Source organism: Variovorax sp. Root434, from assembly GCF_001426595.1.
GTDB lineage: Bacteria > Pseudomonadota > Gammaproteobacteria > Burkholderiales > Burkholderiaceae_C > Variovorax.
In genome coordinates, this window is record NZ_LMEK01000012.1 from 876622 (window position 1) to 893631 (window position 17010).

Genomic DNA, 17010 nt, shown 5'->3' on the forward strand with positions numbered 1-17010 from the left:
AGAAAGAAAGAAGGGAACCGACATGCCCAAGTTCGCAGCCAATCTCACGATGCTCTTCACCGAGCTTCCCTTCATGCAACGCTTCGAGGCCGCCGCCAAGGCGGGTTTCGAAGGCGTGGAGTACCTCTTCCCTTACCCCTTCGAGAAGAAGGAACTCGCTGCCGCCCTGCGCGACAACGGCCTGCAGCAGGTGCTGCACAACCTGCCCGCCGGCGACTGGGACAAGGGCGAGCGCGGCATCGCCTGCCACCCCGACCGCACGGGCGAGTTCGCCGAAGGCATCGCCATGGCGATCGACTACGCGACGGCGCTCGGCTGCCCGCAGGTCAACTGCCTCGTCGGCAAGGTGCCCGCGGGCGTGACCACCGAGGCCGCGCACAAGACGGTGGTCGCGAACCTGCGCCTCGCCGCACGCGAACTCGAAACGGCCGGCCTGCGCCTGCTGATCGAGCCCATCAACACCTTCGACATTCCGGGCTTCTTCCTCACACGCACCGACCAGGCGCTGGCGCTGATCGACGAAGTCGGTTCGGCCAACCTGCGCGTGCAGTACGACATCTACCACGCGCAGCGCATGGAAGGCGAACTGGGCAACACGCTCGCGAAGCAGCTGGCGCGCATCGGCCACATCCAGCTGGCCGACAACCCGGGCCGCGGCGAGCCGGGCACGGGCGAGATCAACTACCCGTGGCTCTTCCGGCACATCGATTCGCTCGGCTACGACGGCTGGATCGGGTGCGAATACAAGCCCCGCGCCACCACGGTGGAAGGCCTCGGATGGCGCCAGGCACTCACCCAACAGCAATGAGCATCGGACAAGGAAACAGAGACATGACAACCCAGCAAAAAATCGGATTCATCGGCCTCGGCATCATGGGCGCGCCCATGGCGGGGCACCTGCTCGACGCGGGCTATCAGCTGTTCGTGAACACGCAGGGCAACACGCCCGAGCCTTTCATCTCGAAGGCCACGATCTGCGCCTCGGCCGCCGAGGTGGCGCGCCAGGCCGACGTGATCTTCATCATGGTGCCCGACACGCCCGACGTGGAAAAAGTGCTGTTCGGCGAGCCGGGAACGCACGGCGTGGCCGAAGGCCTGAAGGATTCGCGCGGCAAGATCGTGGTGGACTGCAGCTCCATCGACCCGATTGCCACCAAGGGCTTCGCCAAACGCATCGTCGCGCTCGGCGCCGGCTACATCGACGCGCCGGTCTCGGGCGGCGAAGTGGGCGCCAAGGCCGCGAGCCTCACGATCATGTGCGGCGGCGACGAAGGCACCTTCGAGCGCGTGAAGCCGCTGCTCGACAGGATGGGCAAGAACGTGACGCTGGTGGGCGGCGCGGGCGACGGCCAGGTCTGCAAGGTGGCCAACCAGATCATCGTGGCGCTGAACATCGCGGCCGTGGGCGAAGCGCTGGTGTTCGCCTCCAAGGCCGGCGCCGATCCGGCCAAGGTGCGGCAGGCGCTGATGGGCGGCTTCGCCAGCTCGCGCATTCTCGAAGTGCACGGCGAGCGGATGATCAAGCGCACCTTCGCGCCGGGCTTTCGCATCGCGCTGCACCAGAAGGACCTGAACCTCGCGATGCAGAGCGCGCGATCGCTGGGCGTGGCGCTGCCGCAGACGGCGAACGCGGCGCAGCTGATGAACGCCTGTGCGGCCATGGGCTACGGCCAGCTGGACCACTCGGCGCTGGTGCGCGCGCTCGAAGCGCTCGCGCAGCACACGGTGACCCCGGACTGACCAGGCACTCCCCCAGGCTTCGCGCACTTCGTGTCGCTTCTCCTTCCCCCTCGCCGGGGGCAACACCTGCGGCCCGGCAAAGCCGGTTCCGCGGTGTTCCTCGGAAAAAATCAGGTCTTGGCGGCTTCGAGCGACTCTTTCAGGTTGCGTCGGCGCCATGCCCAGGTCTTGAAGGCCTGCGGCAGGATGCCGAGGCACGACGCGTAGTAGGTCACCTTGAAGCCCCAGAAGCGCGGCCCGATGGGCGTGTCGCGGAACAGGTCGCCGGCCAGGATGGACAGCATCGCCTCCTGCATGCGCCAGATGTTGCGCGGGTTCATGAACAGGCGGCGGATGGCCGGCGAGGTGATGCGGTAGATGAACCACGAGAACATCTTCGGCCCGTGCTTCATCACCTTCTCGTAGTGCCGGAAGGCCTTTTCGGCCTCCTTCATCTCACCCTTGAGCCAGTGATCGGCGCAGGTCGCCGCCTCGAAGCCGCTGTTCATCGCCAGGTACACGCCCGAGGAGAACATCGGGTCGACGAAGGCATAGGCGTCGCCCACCATCATGAAGCGGTCGCCGCGGCAGAACTTGGAGTCGTAGGCGTAGTTGCCGGTGGAGGTGGCGCCTTCCATCAGCGTGGCGTTCTTCAGGCGCGCGGCCAGCTTGGGCGCGAGCGCGATGGTTTCCATCAGGAACTCTTCGAGCGAGCCCTTGCGGCGCTTGAAGTAGGCCGGCGAAGCCACTGCGCCAACGCTCACGGTACCGTCCTTCAGCGGGATGTACCAGAACCAGCCGTGGTCGAACCAGAACAGCGTGATGTTGCCCTCGAAGCGGCCCGGCCGGCGCTCGGCGTTGGCGAAGTGGCCGTACAGGGCCGCGCTGGCGTGCTTGCGGTTGCGCTGCTTCGCGTCGAACTGGTTCGACAGCAGGGTGTCGCGCCCGCTGGCGTCGATCACGAAACGCGGGCGCCAGGTGGTTTCGGTACCGTCGTCGGCCTTGACCTTGACCAGCGGGCGCTTCTCGCCGCCGGTGTCGGCGTCCATGTCCACGCCGGTGACGCGCCGGCCCTCGAAGGTGCGCGCGCCGCGCGCGGCGGCATGGCGGAACAGCAGCTCGTCGAACTCCGAGCGGCGCACGTGCACCGCGTACGGAAAGCTCTTGTCCATCGCCTCGCCGAAGTTGAAGTGGCTGCTGTGGTCGTGCCAGGGCGAAACGAACTCGGCGCCGTGCTTGCGAATGCCGATGGCCTCGACCTCGGTACGCACGCCCAGCCGGTCGAACAGCGGCATGTTCATCGGCAGCAGCGACTCGCCGATGTGAAAGCGCGGATGCTGCGCCTTCTCGATCAGCACCACGTCGTGGCCCTTGTCCGCGAGCAAGGCGGCCACAGTGGAGCCCGAAGGGCCCCCGCCAATGACCACGACATCGGGGTCGTTGCCGGTGAAAGGTCCTGATGTCATGCGTTGTTGCCCCTCGTTGTGGTTTTATCGCTGTTGGCGCTACCCCGGGCCAGCACCGGCCAATCGCAAGCCGTGAGCCCCCGCAGGTAACGATCGCGCAGTTTAGCCAACCGGCCGGCCAACTCCATCACGCCGAAGATATGGATTCAGGCGTTTTCGGCATTCCCCCTGTACAAAGGGGCTGCGCTTTTGCGGTAGCCTCATTGCCCGTCAGAAACAAGGAGACTTTCATGGCTGCACCCCTTTCCCCCGCAGAAGAAGCACTTCGCGAGGCAGCGCGCGAATACCACCGCTCGCCCGTCAAGGGCAAGATCTCGATCACCCCGACCAAGCCCCTGCTGAACCAGCGCGACCTGTCGCTGGCCTATTCGCCGGGCGTGGCCTATCCGTGTCTCGACATCGCCGCAGACCCCGCCACGGCCTCCGAATACACCGCGCGCGGCAACCTGGTGGGCGTCATCACCAACGGCACCGCGGTGCTCGGCCTGGGCGACATCGGCCCGCTGGCCGCCAAGCCGGTGATGGAAGGCAAGGGCTGCCTGTTCAAGAAATTCGCCGGCATCGACGTGTTCGACATCGAGCTGGCCGAGCGCGATCCCGACAAGCTGGTCGAGATCATCGCGGCGCTGGAGCCCACGCTGGGCGGCATCAACCTCGAGGACATCAAGGCGCCCGAGTGCTTCTACATCGAGAGGAAGCTGCGCGAGCGCATGAACATCCCGGTGTTCCACGACGACCAGCACGGCACCGCCATCATCTCGGCCGCAGCCCTCCTCAACGGGCTGGAACTGGTCGGCAAGAAGATCGAGGACGTGAAGATCGCCGTCTCGGGCGCGGGCGCCGCAGCCATCGCCTGCCTCGACGTGATGGTCGGCCTGGGCGCCAAGCCGGCCAACATCCATGCCTGCGACTCCAAGGGCCTGATCTACATGGGCCGCGCGGGCGGTTTCGACGAATCCAAGGCGCGCTACGCCCAGAAAGACACCGGTGCCCGCACCCTGGCCGACGTGGTGAAGGACGCCGATGTGTTCCTGGGCTGCTCGGCCCCCGGCGTCATGAGCGCCGAGATGGTCAAGACCATGGGCACGCAGCCCATCATCCTGGCGCTGGCCAACCCCGAGCCCGAGATCCGCCCCGAGCTGGCCAAGGCCGTGCGCCCGGACTGCATCATCGCCACCGGCCGTTCGGACTACCCGAACCAGGTCAACAACGTGCTGTGCTTCCCGTACATCTTCCGCGGCGCGTTGGACTGCGGCGCCAGCAAGATCACGGAAGAGATGAAGCTGGCCTGCGTGCGCGAGATCGCCGAGCTGACCAAGGCCGACATCAGCGAAGAGGTGGCCACCGCCTACGCCGGCCAGGAGCTGGCCTTCGGCCCCGACTACATCATTCCGAAGCCCTTCGACTCGCGCCTGATCCTGCGCATCGCGCCGGCCGTGGCCAAGGCCGCTGCCGCCTCGGGTGTCGCGACACGCCCGATCGAGGACATGGACGCCTACCGCCAGCACCTGACGCGCTTCGTCTACCAGACCGGCATGTTCATGCGCCCGGTGTTCAGCGCCGCCAAGATCGCCACCGCCAAGCGCGTGGCCTACGCGGAAGGCGAAGACGAGCGCGTGCTGCGCGCTGCCCAATGGGCGGTGGACGAAGGCGTGGCCCAGCCGATCCTGGTGGGCCGCCCCGCCGTGATCGAGGCGCGCATCAAGAAGGCCGGCCTGCACATCCGCGCGGGCACCGACTTCGAGATCGTCAACCCCGAGGACGATCCGCGCTTTCGCACCTACTGGGAGAGCTTCCACAAGATCATGGGCCGCCGCGGCGTGACGCCGGAGGCCGCCAAGACCATGGTGCGCCGCTCGAACACCACCATCGCCGCGCTGATGCTGCACCTGGGCGACGCCGACGCGATGATCTGCGGGCTGGTCGGGCGCTTCGACGTGCACCTGGAGCACATCCGCAACCTGATCGGCCTGAAGCGCGACGCGCCCGGCTTCGCCACGCTGAACGCGCTGACGCTCGACAAGGGCACGATCTTCATCACCGACACCAACGTGAACGAAGACCCGAGCGCCGAGATGCTGGCCAGCATCGCGGTGATGGCCGCCGAGGAAGTGCGCCGCTTCGGCCTGCCGCCGAAGGTGGCCTTCCTGTCGCACTCGAACTACGGCACCTCGAGCCGCGCCTCAGCCCGCAAGATGCGGCTGGCGCGCGACCTGTTCGCGCAGTTGGCGCCCGACATCGAATGCGACGGCGAGATGCACGGCGACGCCGCGTTGTCGGAAGACGTCCGCCGCACCGCCCTGCCCGAGAGCACGCTGAGCGGCGAAGCCAACCTGCTGGTGTGCCCGAACCTCGATTCGGCGCACATCCTCTACAACGTGCTGAAGATGACCGGTGCCAACGGCATCACGGTCGGCCCGGTGCTGCTGGGCGCCGCGAGCTCGGCGCACGTGCTCACGCCGTCGTCGACGGTGCGCCGCATCATCAACATGACGGCGCTGGCGGTGGCGAAAGTGACCGTCGACAAGTAATCACCGGACCATCCGGCGGGCGAACTGCCCGCCTTCGGTGCCAAAGAACGCGGCAATGCCGCGTTTTTGCATTTGGGGAGTGCAGATGGCGCACCGCATCGATCCATCGGGAGGGTTCGCACCAATCGCGTGCGGGCACCGTTTTTGCTTGAATGCCGAAGCATTCACATCACGGATACCGCATGAACAAGCGCCAACTGCTCCAGTCCTTCCTCGCCGCTTCGGCCCTCAGCTTCGGCCTCTCACCGGCCCTTGCCCAGAGCCCGACGCCGATCAAGTTCCAGCTCGACTGGCGCTTCGAGGGACCGGCCGCGCTGTTCCTGCATCCCGCCGCCAAGGGCTACTTCAAGGCCGCCGGCCTCGACGTGACCATCGACGCGGGAAATGGCTCGGGCGGCACCGTCACACGCGTGGCCTCGGGCGCCTACGACATGGGCTTTGCCGACCTCGCGGCGCTGATGGAGTTCCACGCCAACAACCCCGACAGCCCCAACAAGCCGGTCGCGGTGATGATGGTCTACAACAACACGCCGGCCTCGGTCATGGCGCTCAAGAAGAGCGGCATCACCAAGCCCACCGACCTCGCCGGCAAGAAGCTCGGCGCGCCGGTGTTCGATGCCGGCCGCCGCGCGTTCCCGATCTTCGCGAAGGCCAACAACATCGGTCCCGTCAACTGGACCGCCATGGACCCGACGCTGCGCGAGACCATGCTGATGCGCGGCGACATCGACGCCATCACCGGCTTCACCTTCACCTCGCTGCTCAACCTCGAGGCGCGCGGCGCCAAGGCGGCCGACATCGTCGTGCTGCCCTACCCCGACTACGGCGTGAAGCTGTACGGCAACGTCATCATTGCCTCGCCCAAGCTCATCAAGGAGAACCCGGAAGCGGTGAAGAAATTCCTCTCGGCCTTTGCCAAGGGCGCGAAGGAAGTCGTCGCCAACCCGGCCATGGCCATCGAATCGGTGAAGGCGCGCGACGGCATCATCGACAGCAAGCTCGAAACGCGCCGCCTGCAGCTGGCCATCGACACCGTCATCAACAGCGCCGACGCGCGCGCCGAAGGCTTCGGCACGGTCAACGCGGGCCGCATGTCGCTGATGGCCTCGCAGGTGTCGGACGCGTTCGGCACCAAGACGCGCGTGAGCCCCGACGCGGTGTGGACCGCCTCGCTGCTGCCGCCTGCGGTCGAACTGAACATCCTGTCGAAGAAGTGATGGTGGACGCATCGCAGGACGCGGCCGCACCCTTCGTCGACTTCCAGGACGTCTGGCTCGCCTACAACGAGGAGCTTCTTCGCGCCAACCACTTCGCGGTCGAGGCCATCGATCTGAAGGTCAAGCGCGGCGAGTTCATCGCCATCGTCGGCCCCTCGGGCTGCGGCAAGTCGACCTTCATGAAGCTCACGACCGGGCTCAAGATGCCGTCGATGGGCAAGATCCGCATCGACGGGCAGAACGTGACCGGGCCGCTGAAGATCTCCGGCATGGCCTTCCAGGCGCCGTCGCTGCTGCCGTGGCGCACCACGGTCGACAATGTGCTGCTGCCGCTGGAGATCGTCGAGCCCTACCGCTCGAACTTCAAGGCCAAGCGCAAGGAGTACGTCGAGCGCGCGCGCAAGCTGCTGCAGAAGGTCGGGCTCGCGGGCTACGAAGACAAGTTTCCGTGGCAGCTCTCGGGCGGCATGCAGCAGCGCGCGAGCATCTGCCGCGCACTCATCCACGAGCCCAAGATGCTGCTGCTCGACGAGCCCTTCGGCGCGCTCGACGCGTTCACGCGCGAAGAGCTGTGGTGCATCCTGCGCGACCTCTGGGCCGAGCAGCAGTTCAACGTGATCCTGGTGACGCACGACCTGCGCGAATCGGTGTTCCTGGCCGACACGGTGTACGTGATGAGCAAGAGTCCGGGGCGCTTCGTGGTGAAGCGCGAGATCGAGCTGCCGCGTCCGCGCGAGCTGGAGCTCACCTACACCAAGGAGTTCACCGACATCGTGCTGGAGCTGCGCGGGCACATCGGCGCGATCCGCGGCAATGCCGTCGGCGCCACGGCGGCGGCGCACTGAGGAACGCGCCATGAAGAACATCAAGCAAATCGAACGCTGGTCGCCATGGCTGCTGCTCGTGGCGGTGATCCTGCTGTGGCAGGTGATCTGTGCGGGCTTCGAGGTTTCGGACTTCATCTTTCCGAGCCCGCTGCGCATCTGGAACCAGTTCTGGGAATTCAAGGAAATCATCGCGGGCCACGCGTGGCGCACCTTCTGGGTCACGATGGCGGGCTTCGGCCTGGCGATCGTGGTCGGCGTGCTGCTGGGCTTCGTGATCGGCAGCTCGCGCATCGCGTATGCGGCCATCTACCCGCTGATGACGGCGTTCAACGCGCTGCCCAAGGCGGCCTTCGTGCCGATCCTCGTGGTGTGGTTCGGCATCGGCGTGGGGCCGGCGATTCTTACGGCCTTCCTGATCAGCTTCTTCCCGATCATGGTCAACATCGCGACCGGCCTCGCCACGCTCGAGCCCGAGCTGGAAGACGTGCTGCGCGTGCTGGGCGCCAAGCGCTGGGACGTGCTCATGAAGATCGGCCTGCCGCGTTCCATGCCCTACTTCTTCGGCTCGCTGAAGGTGGCGATCACGCTGGCCTTCGTGGGCACCACGGTGAGCGAGATGACGGCCGCCAACGAAGGTATCGGCTACCTGCTGATCTCCGCCGGCTCGGCCATGCAGATGGGCCTGGCCTTCGCGGGCCTGATGGTGGTGGGCGCGATGGCGATGCTGATGTACGAACTGTTCAGCGTGATCGAGAAGCACACCACAGGCTGGGCGCACCGCGGGTCGCAGAATCAGTAGGCCGCGCCGGATCAGGCGAGGTGCCAGCGTCGGCTGTGCTGCCCCTGCTTCGCGAACACATGGGCGAGGTGCTTCTTGACCGTGTTGACACTGATGCCGAGTCGCTCGGCGATCTGCTTGTTGGTCATGTCACGGTACATCAGCGACAGCACCTCGTTCTCTCGTGCGGTCAGTCTCATTGCAGGCGATATCGCACAGGACGCCGGCCGCCCGCCGGCTGCTTTCAATCGCAGCACGGACAGATAAAGTGCCTGCAACACCGGACCCGGGAAGCCCAAGGTGCCTGCCAGCACGGCATCCAGCGATTGCGCGAACTGCTCTGCACTCGCGGCCCACTCGACGCAGCCGCGCGCCTGACTTCGGATCGCTGCATCCAGCCCGAGCATTGAGGGCTCCTCCCAGCCGAGGAGCCAGTCGGTGGCGGGAAAGCGTCGGCGCAGATCGTCCAATTTGTTGACTCTTTCCGGCGCAATCAACGCGATGTCCACCAGCAGCAGACGGGGCGCCTGCTGCATGCAGCGCGCTTCCAGCTCGGAGATGCTGTTCATTTCCGCGTGCTCGATCCGGTACATCCGTCCGGCCGAGTGCCTCGAGGCCAACAGGACCAGCCCGAACAGCGTCGATGCGCGGCCCAGGCACGTTGCGACGAGAACCGGAACACGGCTTTCGACCGCAGGGCACGGGGCAGGAGATGGAATCTCCAGGCAAGCTGGCTGAAAACAGCTCGATGTCCACAGCGCGGGTGGTGCAAATGGCGACAGCGGGCGGAAGTCTTGCGTGAACGGCCGCGAATCTACGTTCCACACAGGTTCCAGCCCAGCAGACGACAGTGGGGCTTCTGCCATGGCTTCCTCCGAAGCGCTTGTTTTGGAGGTGTCCGGGAGGTAATGGTAAAGACCGCACCATCGTGCAGATAGGGCTGCGGACCTCGCAAGGTATCAAAAGGTTAAGGTCATGAGGGCGCACGCCCGGCACAGCGCGTCATCCTTTGGGTGACAACTTTTATCCTATGGACAACGCTCCGTCCGGCGGTTCAGCATCACTCCCTGCTGATACATGAGCCCGGTCGATTGCCAGCGAACGCGCGTCAATCGGGTGCATCAATGCTGTCGGCGCATTTTTCCAAACAAAGGAGTGTTTATGTCCGCGCTAAATCTGACGGCCGGCTCGACCGTCACTCTGGACGAATCCGCCAATTTGCAGAACCTTGCCGCTACTCCCGCCATTGCCGGCGACAGCAATGACAATGACACCGCACTTTCGCTGCCGACCGCCTTCAGCACTCGCTTGGCGGCCCAAAGTGTCGGGACCGCCATCAACGCCGCCCTGAGTGGCTACAACGGGTCCAATACCGGCACCAACGCGTTCACGTTCAGCGTAACCGGCACGATCATCGACGTCTCCTTCACGGACGCGAACGGCGCTCCGCTCAATGGCTTCGACAGCGGTCTCAACACCGCCGACGGCGAAGACATCTTCTTGTACACGGATCCGACCAACAACAACGTCGTCTACGGGAAGACGGCCCTCAATGTCGTCGTGTTCGCCGCCTACCTCGAGGAAACGGGAACCCCGGTGACGGGCGCCAAGATATGGATGGTCCAGTATGAAGCGATAGCGAACCCCGATGCGACCAATCCCGACGATGCAGTCAACCTGCTGAACAAGGTCTTCGTCAGCGTCAGCCAGGATGCGGACTTCAATCTCGAAGGTGCGCCATCGGGCAATAACCTGTTCCTGATGTTCACGAAGGACAACCCGACGATCGTCAACGGCCGGATTTCCGACGTGTCGATCATCGCGACGGGGAAGGACCCGGCAAATCAGTCCGGGGCCGATCCCAACAGCACCGCAGACGACATCAACATCAACACTGGTGACACGATCGTCAGCAGCCAGGCCGGTGGCGCGAGCAACATGACCACATTCGGCACCAACAGCCAGATGATCACCGAGCAGGAGGGCATCCGATTCACGTTCGTGACCGGCGCCAGGGCGGACGTCACCATTCCGGAACTGAGTCAGACCGAGGCCAATCTGGAGTCGAATATCGACTTCACCGGCATGTTCGGAGCCAGGACTGCCGATTTCGACGTCGTGCAGCTGCAAAGCGGGAAAAGTGCCCAGGTCAAGATCACTGCATACAGCACAGCGGCCGAGTCCGGCAACAGCTTCGTCGACGGCTATGCGAACGACGCGATGATTTCGATCACGAGCGTGCGCGTGCTCGACTCCGTCACCGGAGCGGTTCTCGAAACCTTCTCGGGCGGCACCGAGGGAGGACAGAGTTCGGCCATCGCCATCAGCATCACCAACGGCGTCGCGATGATCACCGGCGTCAAGGCCGGCTACTCGATCGAATACACAACCTCCGCGGACCACAACCGCGTACTCATCGAAAACGGGGCGGCCCTCAATGCCTCGGGCAACACCCACGCCGACTTCGACATCGGGGGTTTCAGGCTGCTGCAGGCTTCCAATGCAACGGCAGAAGTCGGCTCCATGATGAACTTCGAGGACGACGGCCCGTCCATCGTGCTGGCGACGCCCACCGACACCGCGCTGCTCAACACGCAGGATGCCGACACCATCGGAACCAACACCGACTCCGCCACCCAGAACTTCGCGACCGCGTTCGGCACGACTTCGAGCAGCTTCGGCACCGACGGGGCGGGCACGACCAGTTCGAGCTTCGCGCTCGGCGTGAAAACGCAAGGTGGAGATTCCGGACTCAAGAGCGATGGCGCGACCATCTACCTGTACCTGCTGAGCGGCAAGGTCATCGGTTCGACTTCCGCCACCGAAGCCGGCGTCGCGGCGACCAATACCGTCTTCGACCTGGCCGTGAGCACATCCGGTTCGGTCACGCTGCAGCAGTTCGCCGAAATCGACCACGCGCTGCCGGGTGCTTCGTCGAACTACTCGGCCCAGCAGGCCACGCTGGCCGACGATCTGGTCACCCTGACCGATTCCGTGACGCTCACCGATCGCGATGGCGACACCGCCACCGATTCCAAGGTGCTCAACATCGGCGCGAACATCAAGTTCGACGATGATGGCCCGACGATCGTGCTGGCAACGCCCACCGACACGGCGCTGCTCAATACCCAGGACGCCCAGACCATCGCAGCGGCCACCGACTCCGCCACCCAGAACTTCTCGACGGCCTTCGGCGTGACGTCGAGCAGCTATGGCGCCGATGGAGCGGGCAGCACCACATCGACCTATGCGCTCGGCGTGGCAACGCAAGGGGGAGCTTCGGGGCTCTCGAGCGACGGTGCAAGCATCAAGCTGTACCTGATTGGCACGACGGTCGTCGGATCGACCTCCGCCACCGCGGCCGGCATCACGGCGGCCAACACCATCTTCGACCTCACGGTGAGCGGGACCGGTTCGGTGACGCTGCAGCAGTTTGCCGAGATCGACCACGCGCTGCCGGGTTCTTCGTCGAATTACGCGGCCCAGCAGGCCACGCTGGTCGACACGTTGATCACCCTGACCAATGCCGTGACGCTCACCGACGGTGATGGCGATACCGCGACCGATTCCAAGGTGCTCAATATCGGCGCCAACATCAAGTTCGACGACGACGGCCCGACGGTGACCTCCATCTCCGACCTCAACGGGACGAACAACGCCCAGCCCATTGCGGGGACCTACAACATCTCCGTTGGCGCCGACGACGTGGACAACGCGTCGACCGACGGCATCGTGCTGAACAGCCTGACCGGAACGACCGGCGGCGGGCGGCCCATCACCGATGCAACCGTCTCGCACTTCGCCGAAGACGCCACGACGGTCACCTACAAGTTCGGCTTCAACTACTACCCCGGGCCGACGTCGACGACGACGCAGGCGGCAACGGGCACGGTCGTCTTCAACAAGACGGACGGCACCTTCTCCTTCGACCTGGATCAGGTCTTCGGAGGACAAACGACGTTCTCCACGAGTGCGCCGCTGGCATCCTTCAACTACGACACGGAAGGCAACAACTCGCCGGAGATCGTGGTCCAGAAATACAGCAACGACTTCTTCGGCGTGCTTTCGGCCAGGGCGTCCACGCCTCCGAGCGACTCCAGCGATCTGCTGGCAGGCAACAACCACGCGTTTGCGGCGGGTGAAACCTTCACCAGCGAGAGTGCCGGTTTCGTCAACGTCGCAACCAACACCCTCGGCGTGAACTCCGATACCGTCCAATCGGGCGAGTTGCTGAACTTCGACTTCTACAAGTCGAATCCGGTGAGCAACCCCAATCTGACGAGTCCACCGCAGCGCCCAGGGGCGGCCATCGTCGGTACGGACACGGCCTACGCCGACGCGATCAACATCACGATCGACCAGATCACGGACGGCGAGGATGTAGTTGTTCTGCTGAAGCTGTTCAAGGCGTCGGACAACACCACCACGACCAGGCTCCTGGTCGCCAACTCCGCGGCGGACTATCAATCGGCCGGAGGAGGCTTGAAGGTGGTCAGCATCGGCGAGGACGACTACGACAGCGCCAACTACCAGATCACGGGCGTGCAGGTCCTGAGCAGCACCGAAGAAATCACCGGCACGGGCATCAGCCTAACCGGGCATAACACGGTGAATCTGACCGCGACCGGCTCGAACTATGCCGATACGGCGGACAACGATGTGTTCAAGATCATCAAGATCGATGTGATCACATCGACGACGATCAATTCGGACGTGGACCTGAACTTCGTGGGTCAGGTGATCGACGGCGATGCCGACTTCGCGGGCTTCAACTTCGACGTCCACCTGGAAATCGACGGCGTGGCCAACCTGATAGGCACGACCCAGCAAACGGAAGCGATCGCGTAGCGAGTCCTGGCGCAAGGGGGCAGCAGAAATGCTGTCCCCTTCTCAACCGGCCTGTGCTCAGGCGTACTGATGTCGAACCTGCGAGGTGGTATGAAGCCTCAGGAAAAGTCTGGCGAATTGCGGCAGGCGGTGACAACGCTCCGCGCCTACTTCGTGCGGGCGGCCTGGTTCAGTGTTTGCTCCGGCCTTTTGCTGCTGGCGCCGAGCGGGTACATGCTGGAGGTGTATGGGCGAGTGGTGAACAGCCGCAACACGCTCACGCTGGCCATGCTGACATTGCTGGTCCTGGCCGCTTACTGCCTGATGGAAATACTCGACTGGGCACGTGCGGAGGTGATGTACCAGGCCGGACAGAAACTGGATCGGAAGATGCGGGACCGCGTGTTCTGCGCCATCTTCGAAGCGGGTCTCAAGCGGCTGCCGGGCGGGACCGTGCAGCCTCTCAACGACCTTCGAACCTTGCGGGAGTTCCTGTATTCACCGCCGTTGCTGGCGTTGATGGAAGCGCCGGTTTCGCTGGTCTTCGTGGGGCTGATGTTCGCCATCAGCCCAGTGCTGGGCCTGTCGGCCGTCGTGGGCTCGCTGCTGCAGGTGTTCGTCGGGTGGATCAACGACCGGAGCACGCGGCCGCCGCTGGTGTCGGCCAATCGCAGCGCGATCGAAGCGCAGCAGTATGCGGACGCCGCGCTCCGAAACTCGCAGGTCATCGAGTCGATGGGCATGCTGCCGGACGTCCATCGCCGCTGGATGGGCAAGCGACGCGACTTCCTGCAGCGCGAGGCCATCGCTTCGGACCGTGCCGGGGCCTATCAGGCCGTCAGCAAGTTCCTGCAGGTCGCCATGGGTTCCCTGCTGCTCGGCCTGGGTGCCTGGCTGCTGCTGAAGAACCAGCTCAACGGCGGCGCCGGAATGATGGTCGTCGGCTCGATCCTGGGCGGCCGGGCCCTGGCGCCGCTGGTGCAGCTCGTGACGCAATGGCGCGCGGTGGTGAATGCCTGCGATGCATGGCAGCGCCTGGACAGCCTGTTGGGCGTCATCGCCCAAAGACCGGACACGATGTCCTTGCCGCCGCCCAGAGGCGCGCTGCAAGTCGAAAGCCTCGTTGCCGGCGCTCCGGGCAGCGGTCCGGCCATTCTGAAGAACGTGGCCTTCGGCCTGGTGCCCGGCGAGGTGCTTGCCGTCGTGGGTCCTTCTGCCGCGGGGAAGACGACCCTGGCACGCCTGATCGTCGGCCTTTGGCCCGCGACGAGCGGCAAGGTGCGGCTGGATGGCGCAGACGTGTTCGCGTGGGACAAGAGCGAACTCGGCCCGCACATCGGCTATCTGCCCCAGGACGTGGAACTGCTCGAGGGCACGGTGGCCGAGAACATCGCGCGCTTCGGGGAGGTGCGGCCTGCGAAGGTCGAGGCGGCAGCCTTGGCCGTCGACCTGCACGCCTGCATCGCGAGCCTTCCGCTGGGCTACGACAGCCCGATCGGCCCCGAAGGGACCGTGCTGTCGGGCGGGCAGCGGCAGCGGATCGCATTGGCGCGCGCGATCTACGGCGAGCCCGCGCTGGTGGTGCTCGATGAACCGAATTCGAGCCTCGACGACGCCGGCGACGCCGCATTGGCGGCTGTCATTTCGAATCTCAAGGCGCGTGGCACGACATTCGTCGTCATGACGCACCGCACCAGCGTGCTGGCCGTGGCGGACAAGATGCTGGTGCTGTGCGACGGCGCTATGCAGGCATTCGGCGCACGCGACGAGGTCCTGGCTGCGCTGCGGCAAGCCGGCGAGCAGGCGGTGGACCGGATGCGCAAGGCGGCCAACAGCCCCGTACCGAAGCCGCGCGATGCCGCAACCGCTGCGAGCGCCGCGCTTCAGGCGAGTCCACTGCCATGAAGAAACCTCCGCTCTTCAACCGCAGCGAACTGGGGCGCGCGCTCTGGGGTTTCCGCAGGGAGTTCCTGCTGGTCGGAATGCTGAGCTTCCTGACCAATCTGCTCATGCTCGCGCCGACCATCTACATGCTGCAGCTGTTCGACCGCGTGCTGGCCAGTCAAAGCGAACTGACCCTGCTCGCGGTTTCCTTGATCACGATGTTCCTTTTCTGTGCGCTGGCCTTGTCGGAATGGCTGCGCTCGCGCCTGCTTGTGCGGGCCAGCCTGCGCTTCGACCGGCAACTGAGCACCCGGGTGTTCAACGGGAGCTTCCAGGCCTACCTCGCCCAGTCGGCATCCACCGCGTCCAGACCGTTCGCAGACCTGAACCAGATCCGCCAGTTCCTGACCGGCCTGGGCGTCTTTGCGCTCTTCGATGCACCTTGGGCGCCGATCTATATCGCAGTGATCTTCTTTCTTCATCCCTGGCTCGGCGTCCTGGCGCTTGGGTTCGCCCTGGTCCAGGCCGCACTGGCCTGGTTCGGCCAGAGGAAGACCGTCGCGCCATCGGAAGCAGCCCTGAAAGCCGCGAGCGAGACGATGAGCGACCTGCAGAGCAAGCTTCGGAACATCGAGGTGCTCGAATCGATGGGCATGGTCGCCAACCTGCAAGAGCGCTGGAATCGCCAGCACGCGGCCTGCATGGACAAGAGCGCTTCCGCGCACGGCTTTGTCAATCGCGTCGCCGGCTGGAGCAAATTCATACGCTACAGCCAACAGTCGCTCGCGCTGGGGGCGGGCGCGCTGCTGGTGATCGATGGACAGTTGTCGGCAGGCGCCATGATTGCGGCGAATGTGCTGATGGGCCGCGCCCTCGCGCCCATCGACCAACTGCTCGGTGCGTGGCGGGGGTTTGTCTCCTGCCGTGCCGCACTCGAACGTCTCGAGAAACTGTTGGCCGACTTCCCCGAGCAGGCGCCTGTCCCTTCCCGAGCCGCGCCCACCGGCGAGATCAGCCTGCAAGGCGTCTTTGCGGAGGCCGCAGGGCGCACGGCCCCGATCCTGAAGAACATTTCGTTTGCGGTCCCCGCGGGAACCGTGGTCGCGGTGCTGGGGCCTTCCGGCTCGGGCAAGTCCACGCTGGTGAAGGTGATGGTCGGAATCTGGACGGCGTCCCGTGGCGCGGTGCTGCTCGACGGCGTGCCGGTCCGGGGCTGGAATCGCCTCGAGCTGGGCCCGCATCTTGGCTATTTGCCGCAGGACGTCGAATTGTTCGGGGGCTCCATTGCCGAGAACATCGCGCGGCTCGGCGAGGTCGATTCGCGCAAGGTCATCGAGGCGGCATCCAGCGCCGGCCTGCACGAGACGATCCTGCGCTTTCCCAAAGGCTACGACACCCCCATCGGGGACGCGGGGCGCCTGCTTTCCGGGGGACAGAGGCAGCGCATCGGGCTGGCCCGGGCGCTCTATGGCGCCCCATCGCTCATTGTTCTGGACGAGCCGAATGCCAATCTGGACGATGCCGGGGAAGCAGCGCTGCTGCGAGCCATACGGGAGCTGAAGGCCAAGGGGACAACAGTGTTCCTGGTGACCCACCGCCAGGGCGCGGTGGCCGTGGCCGACCGCCTCATGGTTCTGGGCGATGGCGAATTGACGGCGGACGGACCACGCGATGCCGTGCTCGCGTCTTTTCGTCGCCCTCGGCCCGACGTGCGACCGGCGGCCTTGGTGCAGTCGGCCTGATCCGGCGCCGTCCTGTCCT

Annotated in this window: 11 protein-coding genes; 9 read left to right on the forward strand and 2 right to left on the reverse strand. The window is 65.1% G+C overall.

Annotated elements, in window-relative coordinates; genetic code table 11:
- Positions 1–22 precede the first annotated feature (22 nt).
- Together hyi and ASD05_RS14615 are read left to right on the forward strand one after the other, a co-directional pair.
- A complete protein-coding gene (hyi, locus tag ASD05_RS14610; protein ID WP_056593419.1) occupies positions 23–808 on the forward strand; it encodes a hydroxypyruvate isomerase in 786 nt (261 codons plus the stop codon).
- A gap of 23 nt (positions 809–831) precedes the next feature.
- The gene (locus ASD05_RS14615; RefSeq protein WP_056593422.1) at positions 832–1740 is read left to right on the forward strand and encodes a 2-hydroxy-3-oxopropionate reductase; all 909 of its coding nucleotides are present in this window, start codon (positions 832–834) and stop codon (positions 1738–1740) included.
- Between the two features lie 110 nt (positions 1741–1850).
- On the opposite strand, the gene ASD05_RS14620 is transcribed toward ASD05_RS14615, so the two are convergent.
- The gene (locus ASD05_RS14620) at positions 1851–3185 is read right to left on the reverse strand and encodes an NAD(P)/FAD-dependent oxidoreductase (RefSeq protein WP_056593425.1); all 1335 of its coding nucleotides are present in this window, start codon (positions 3183–3185) and stop codon (positions 1851–1853) included.
- Between the two features lie 230 nt (positions 3186–3415).
- Between ASD05_RS14620 and ASD05_RS14625 the strand changes: the two genes are divergently transcribed.
- From ASD05_RS14625 to ASD05_RS14640, 4 genes are all read left to right on the forward strand, one after another.
- Positions 3416–5716 carry an NADP-dependent malic enzyme gene (locus ASD05_RS14625; protein WP_056593429.1) on the forward strand — a complete coding sequence of 767 codons (2301 nt, stop codon included), beginning with the start codon at positions 3416–3418 and terminating at the stop codon, positions 5714–5716.
- 182 nt (positions 5717–5898) lie between these two features.
- A complete protein-coding gene (locus tag ASD05_RS14630) occupies positions 5899–6933 on the forward strand; it encodes an ABC transporter substrate-binding protein (RefSeq protein ID WP_056593432.1) in 1035 nt (344 codons plus the stop codon).
- Positions 6933–7778: an ABC transporter ATP-binding protein gene (locus ASD05_RS14635; protein ID WP_056593436.1), complete on the forward strand. Its 846-nt coding sequence runs from the start codon at positions 6933–6935 to the stop codon at positions 7776–7778. Before ASD05_RS14630 ends, ASD05_RS14635 begins: the two co-directional genes overlap by 1 nt.
- Before the next feature lie 10 nt (positions 7779–7788).
- Positions 7789–8559: an ABC transporter permease gene (locus ASD05_RS14640; protein WP_056594457.1), complete on the forward strand. Its 771-nt coding sequence runs from the start codon at positions 7789–7791 to the stop codon at positions 8557–8559.
- Between the two features lie 11 nt (positions 8560–8570).
- On the opposite strand, the gene ASD05_RS30370 is transcribed toward ASD05_RS14640, so the two are convergent.
- The gene (locus ASD05_RS30370) at positions 8571–9107 is read right to left on the reverse strand and encodes a helix-turn-helix transcriptional regulator (RefSeq protein WP_162248889.1); all 537 of its coding nucleotides are present in this window, start codon (positions 9105–9107) and stop codon (positions 8571–8573) included.
- Between the two features lie 592 nt (positions 9108–9699).
- On the opposite strand from ASD05_RS30370, the gene ASD05_RS14650 reads away from it, so the two are divergent.
- The 3 genes from ASD05_RS14650 to ASD05_RS14660 all read left to right on the forward strand — a co-directional run bounded on the left by ASD05_RS14650 (position 9700) and on the right by ASD05_RS14660 (position 16991).
- Complete coding sequence (locus tag ASD05_RS14650; RefSeq protein ID WP_056593442.1) at positions 9700–13386, forward strand: beta strand repeat-containing protein; 3687 nt, start codon at positions 9700–9702, stop codon at positions 13384–13386.
- 90 nt (positions 13387–13476) lie between these two features.
- Positions 13477–15270: a type I secretion system permease/ATPase gene (locus tag ASD05_RS14655; RefSeq protein ID WP_056594459.1), complete on the forward strand. Its 1794-nt coding sequence runs from the start codon at positions 13477–13479 to the stop codon at positions 15268–15270.
- Positions 15267–16991, forward strand: coding sequence for a type I secretion system permease/ATPase (locus ASD05_RS14660; RefSeq protein ID WP_056593446.1), 1725 nt, complete (start codon positions 15267–15269; stop codon positions 16989–16991). The genes ASD05_RS14655 and ASD05_RS14660 overlap by 4 nt, the downstream gene beginning before the upstream one ends.
- The last annotated feature ends 19 nt before the right edge of the window (positions 16992–17010 follow it).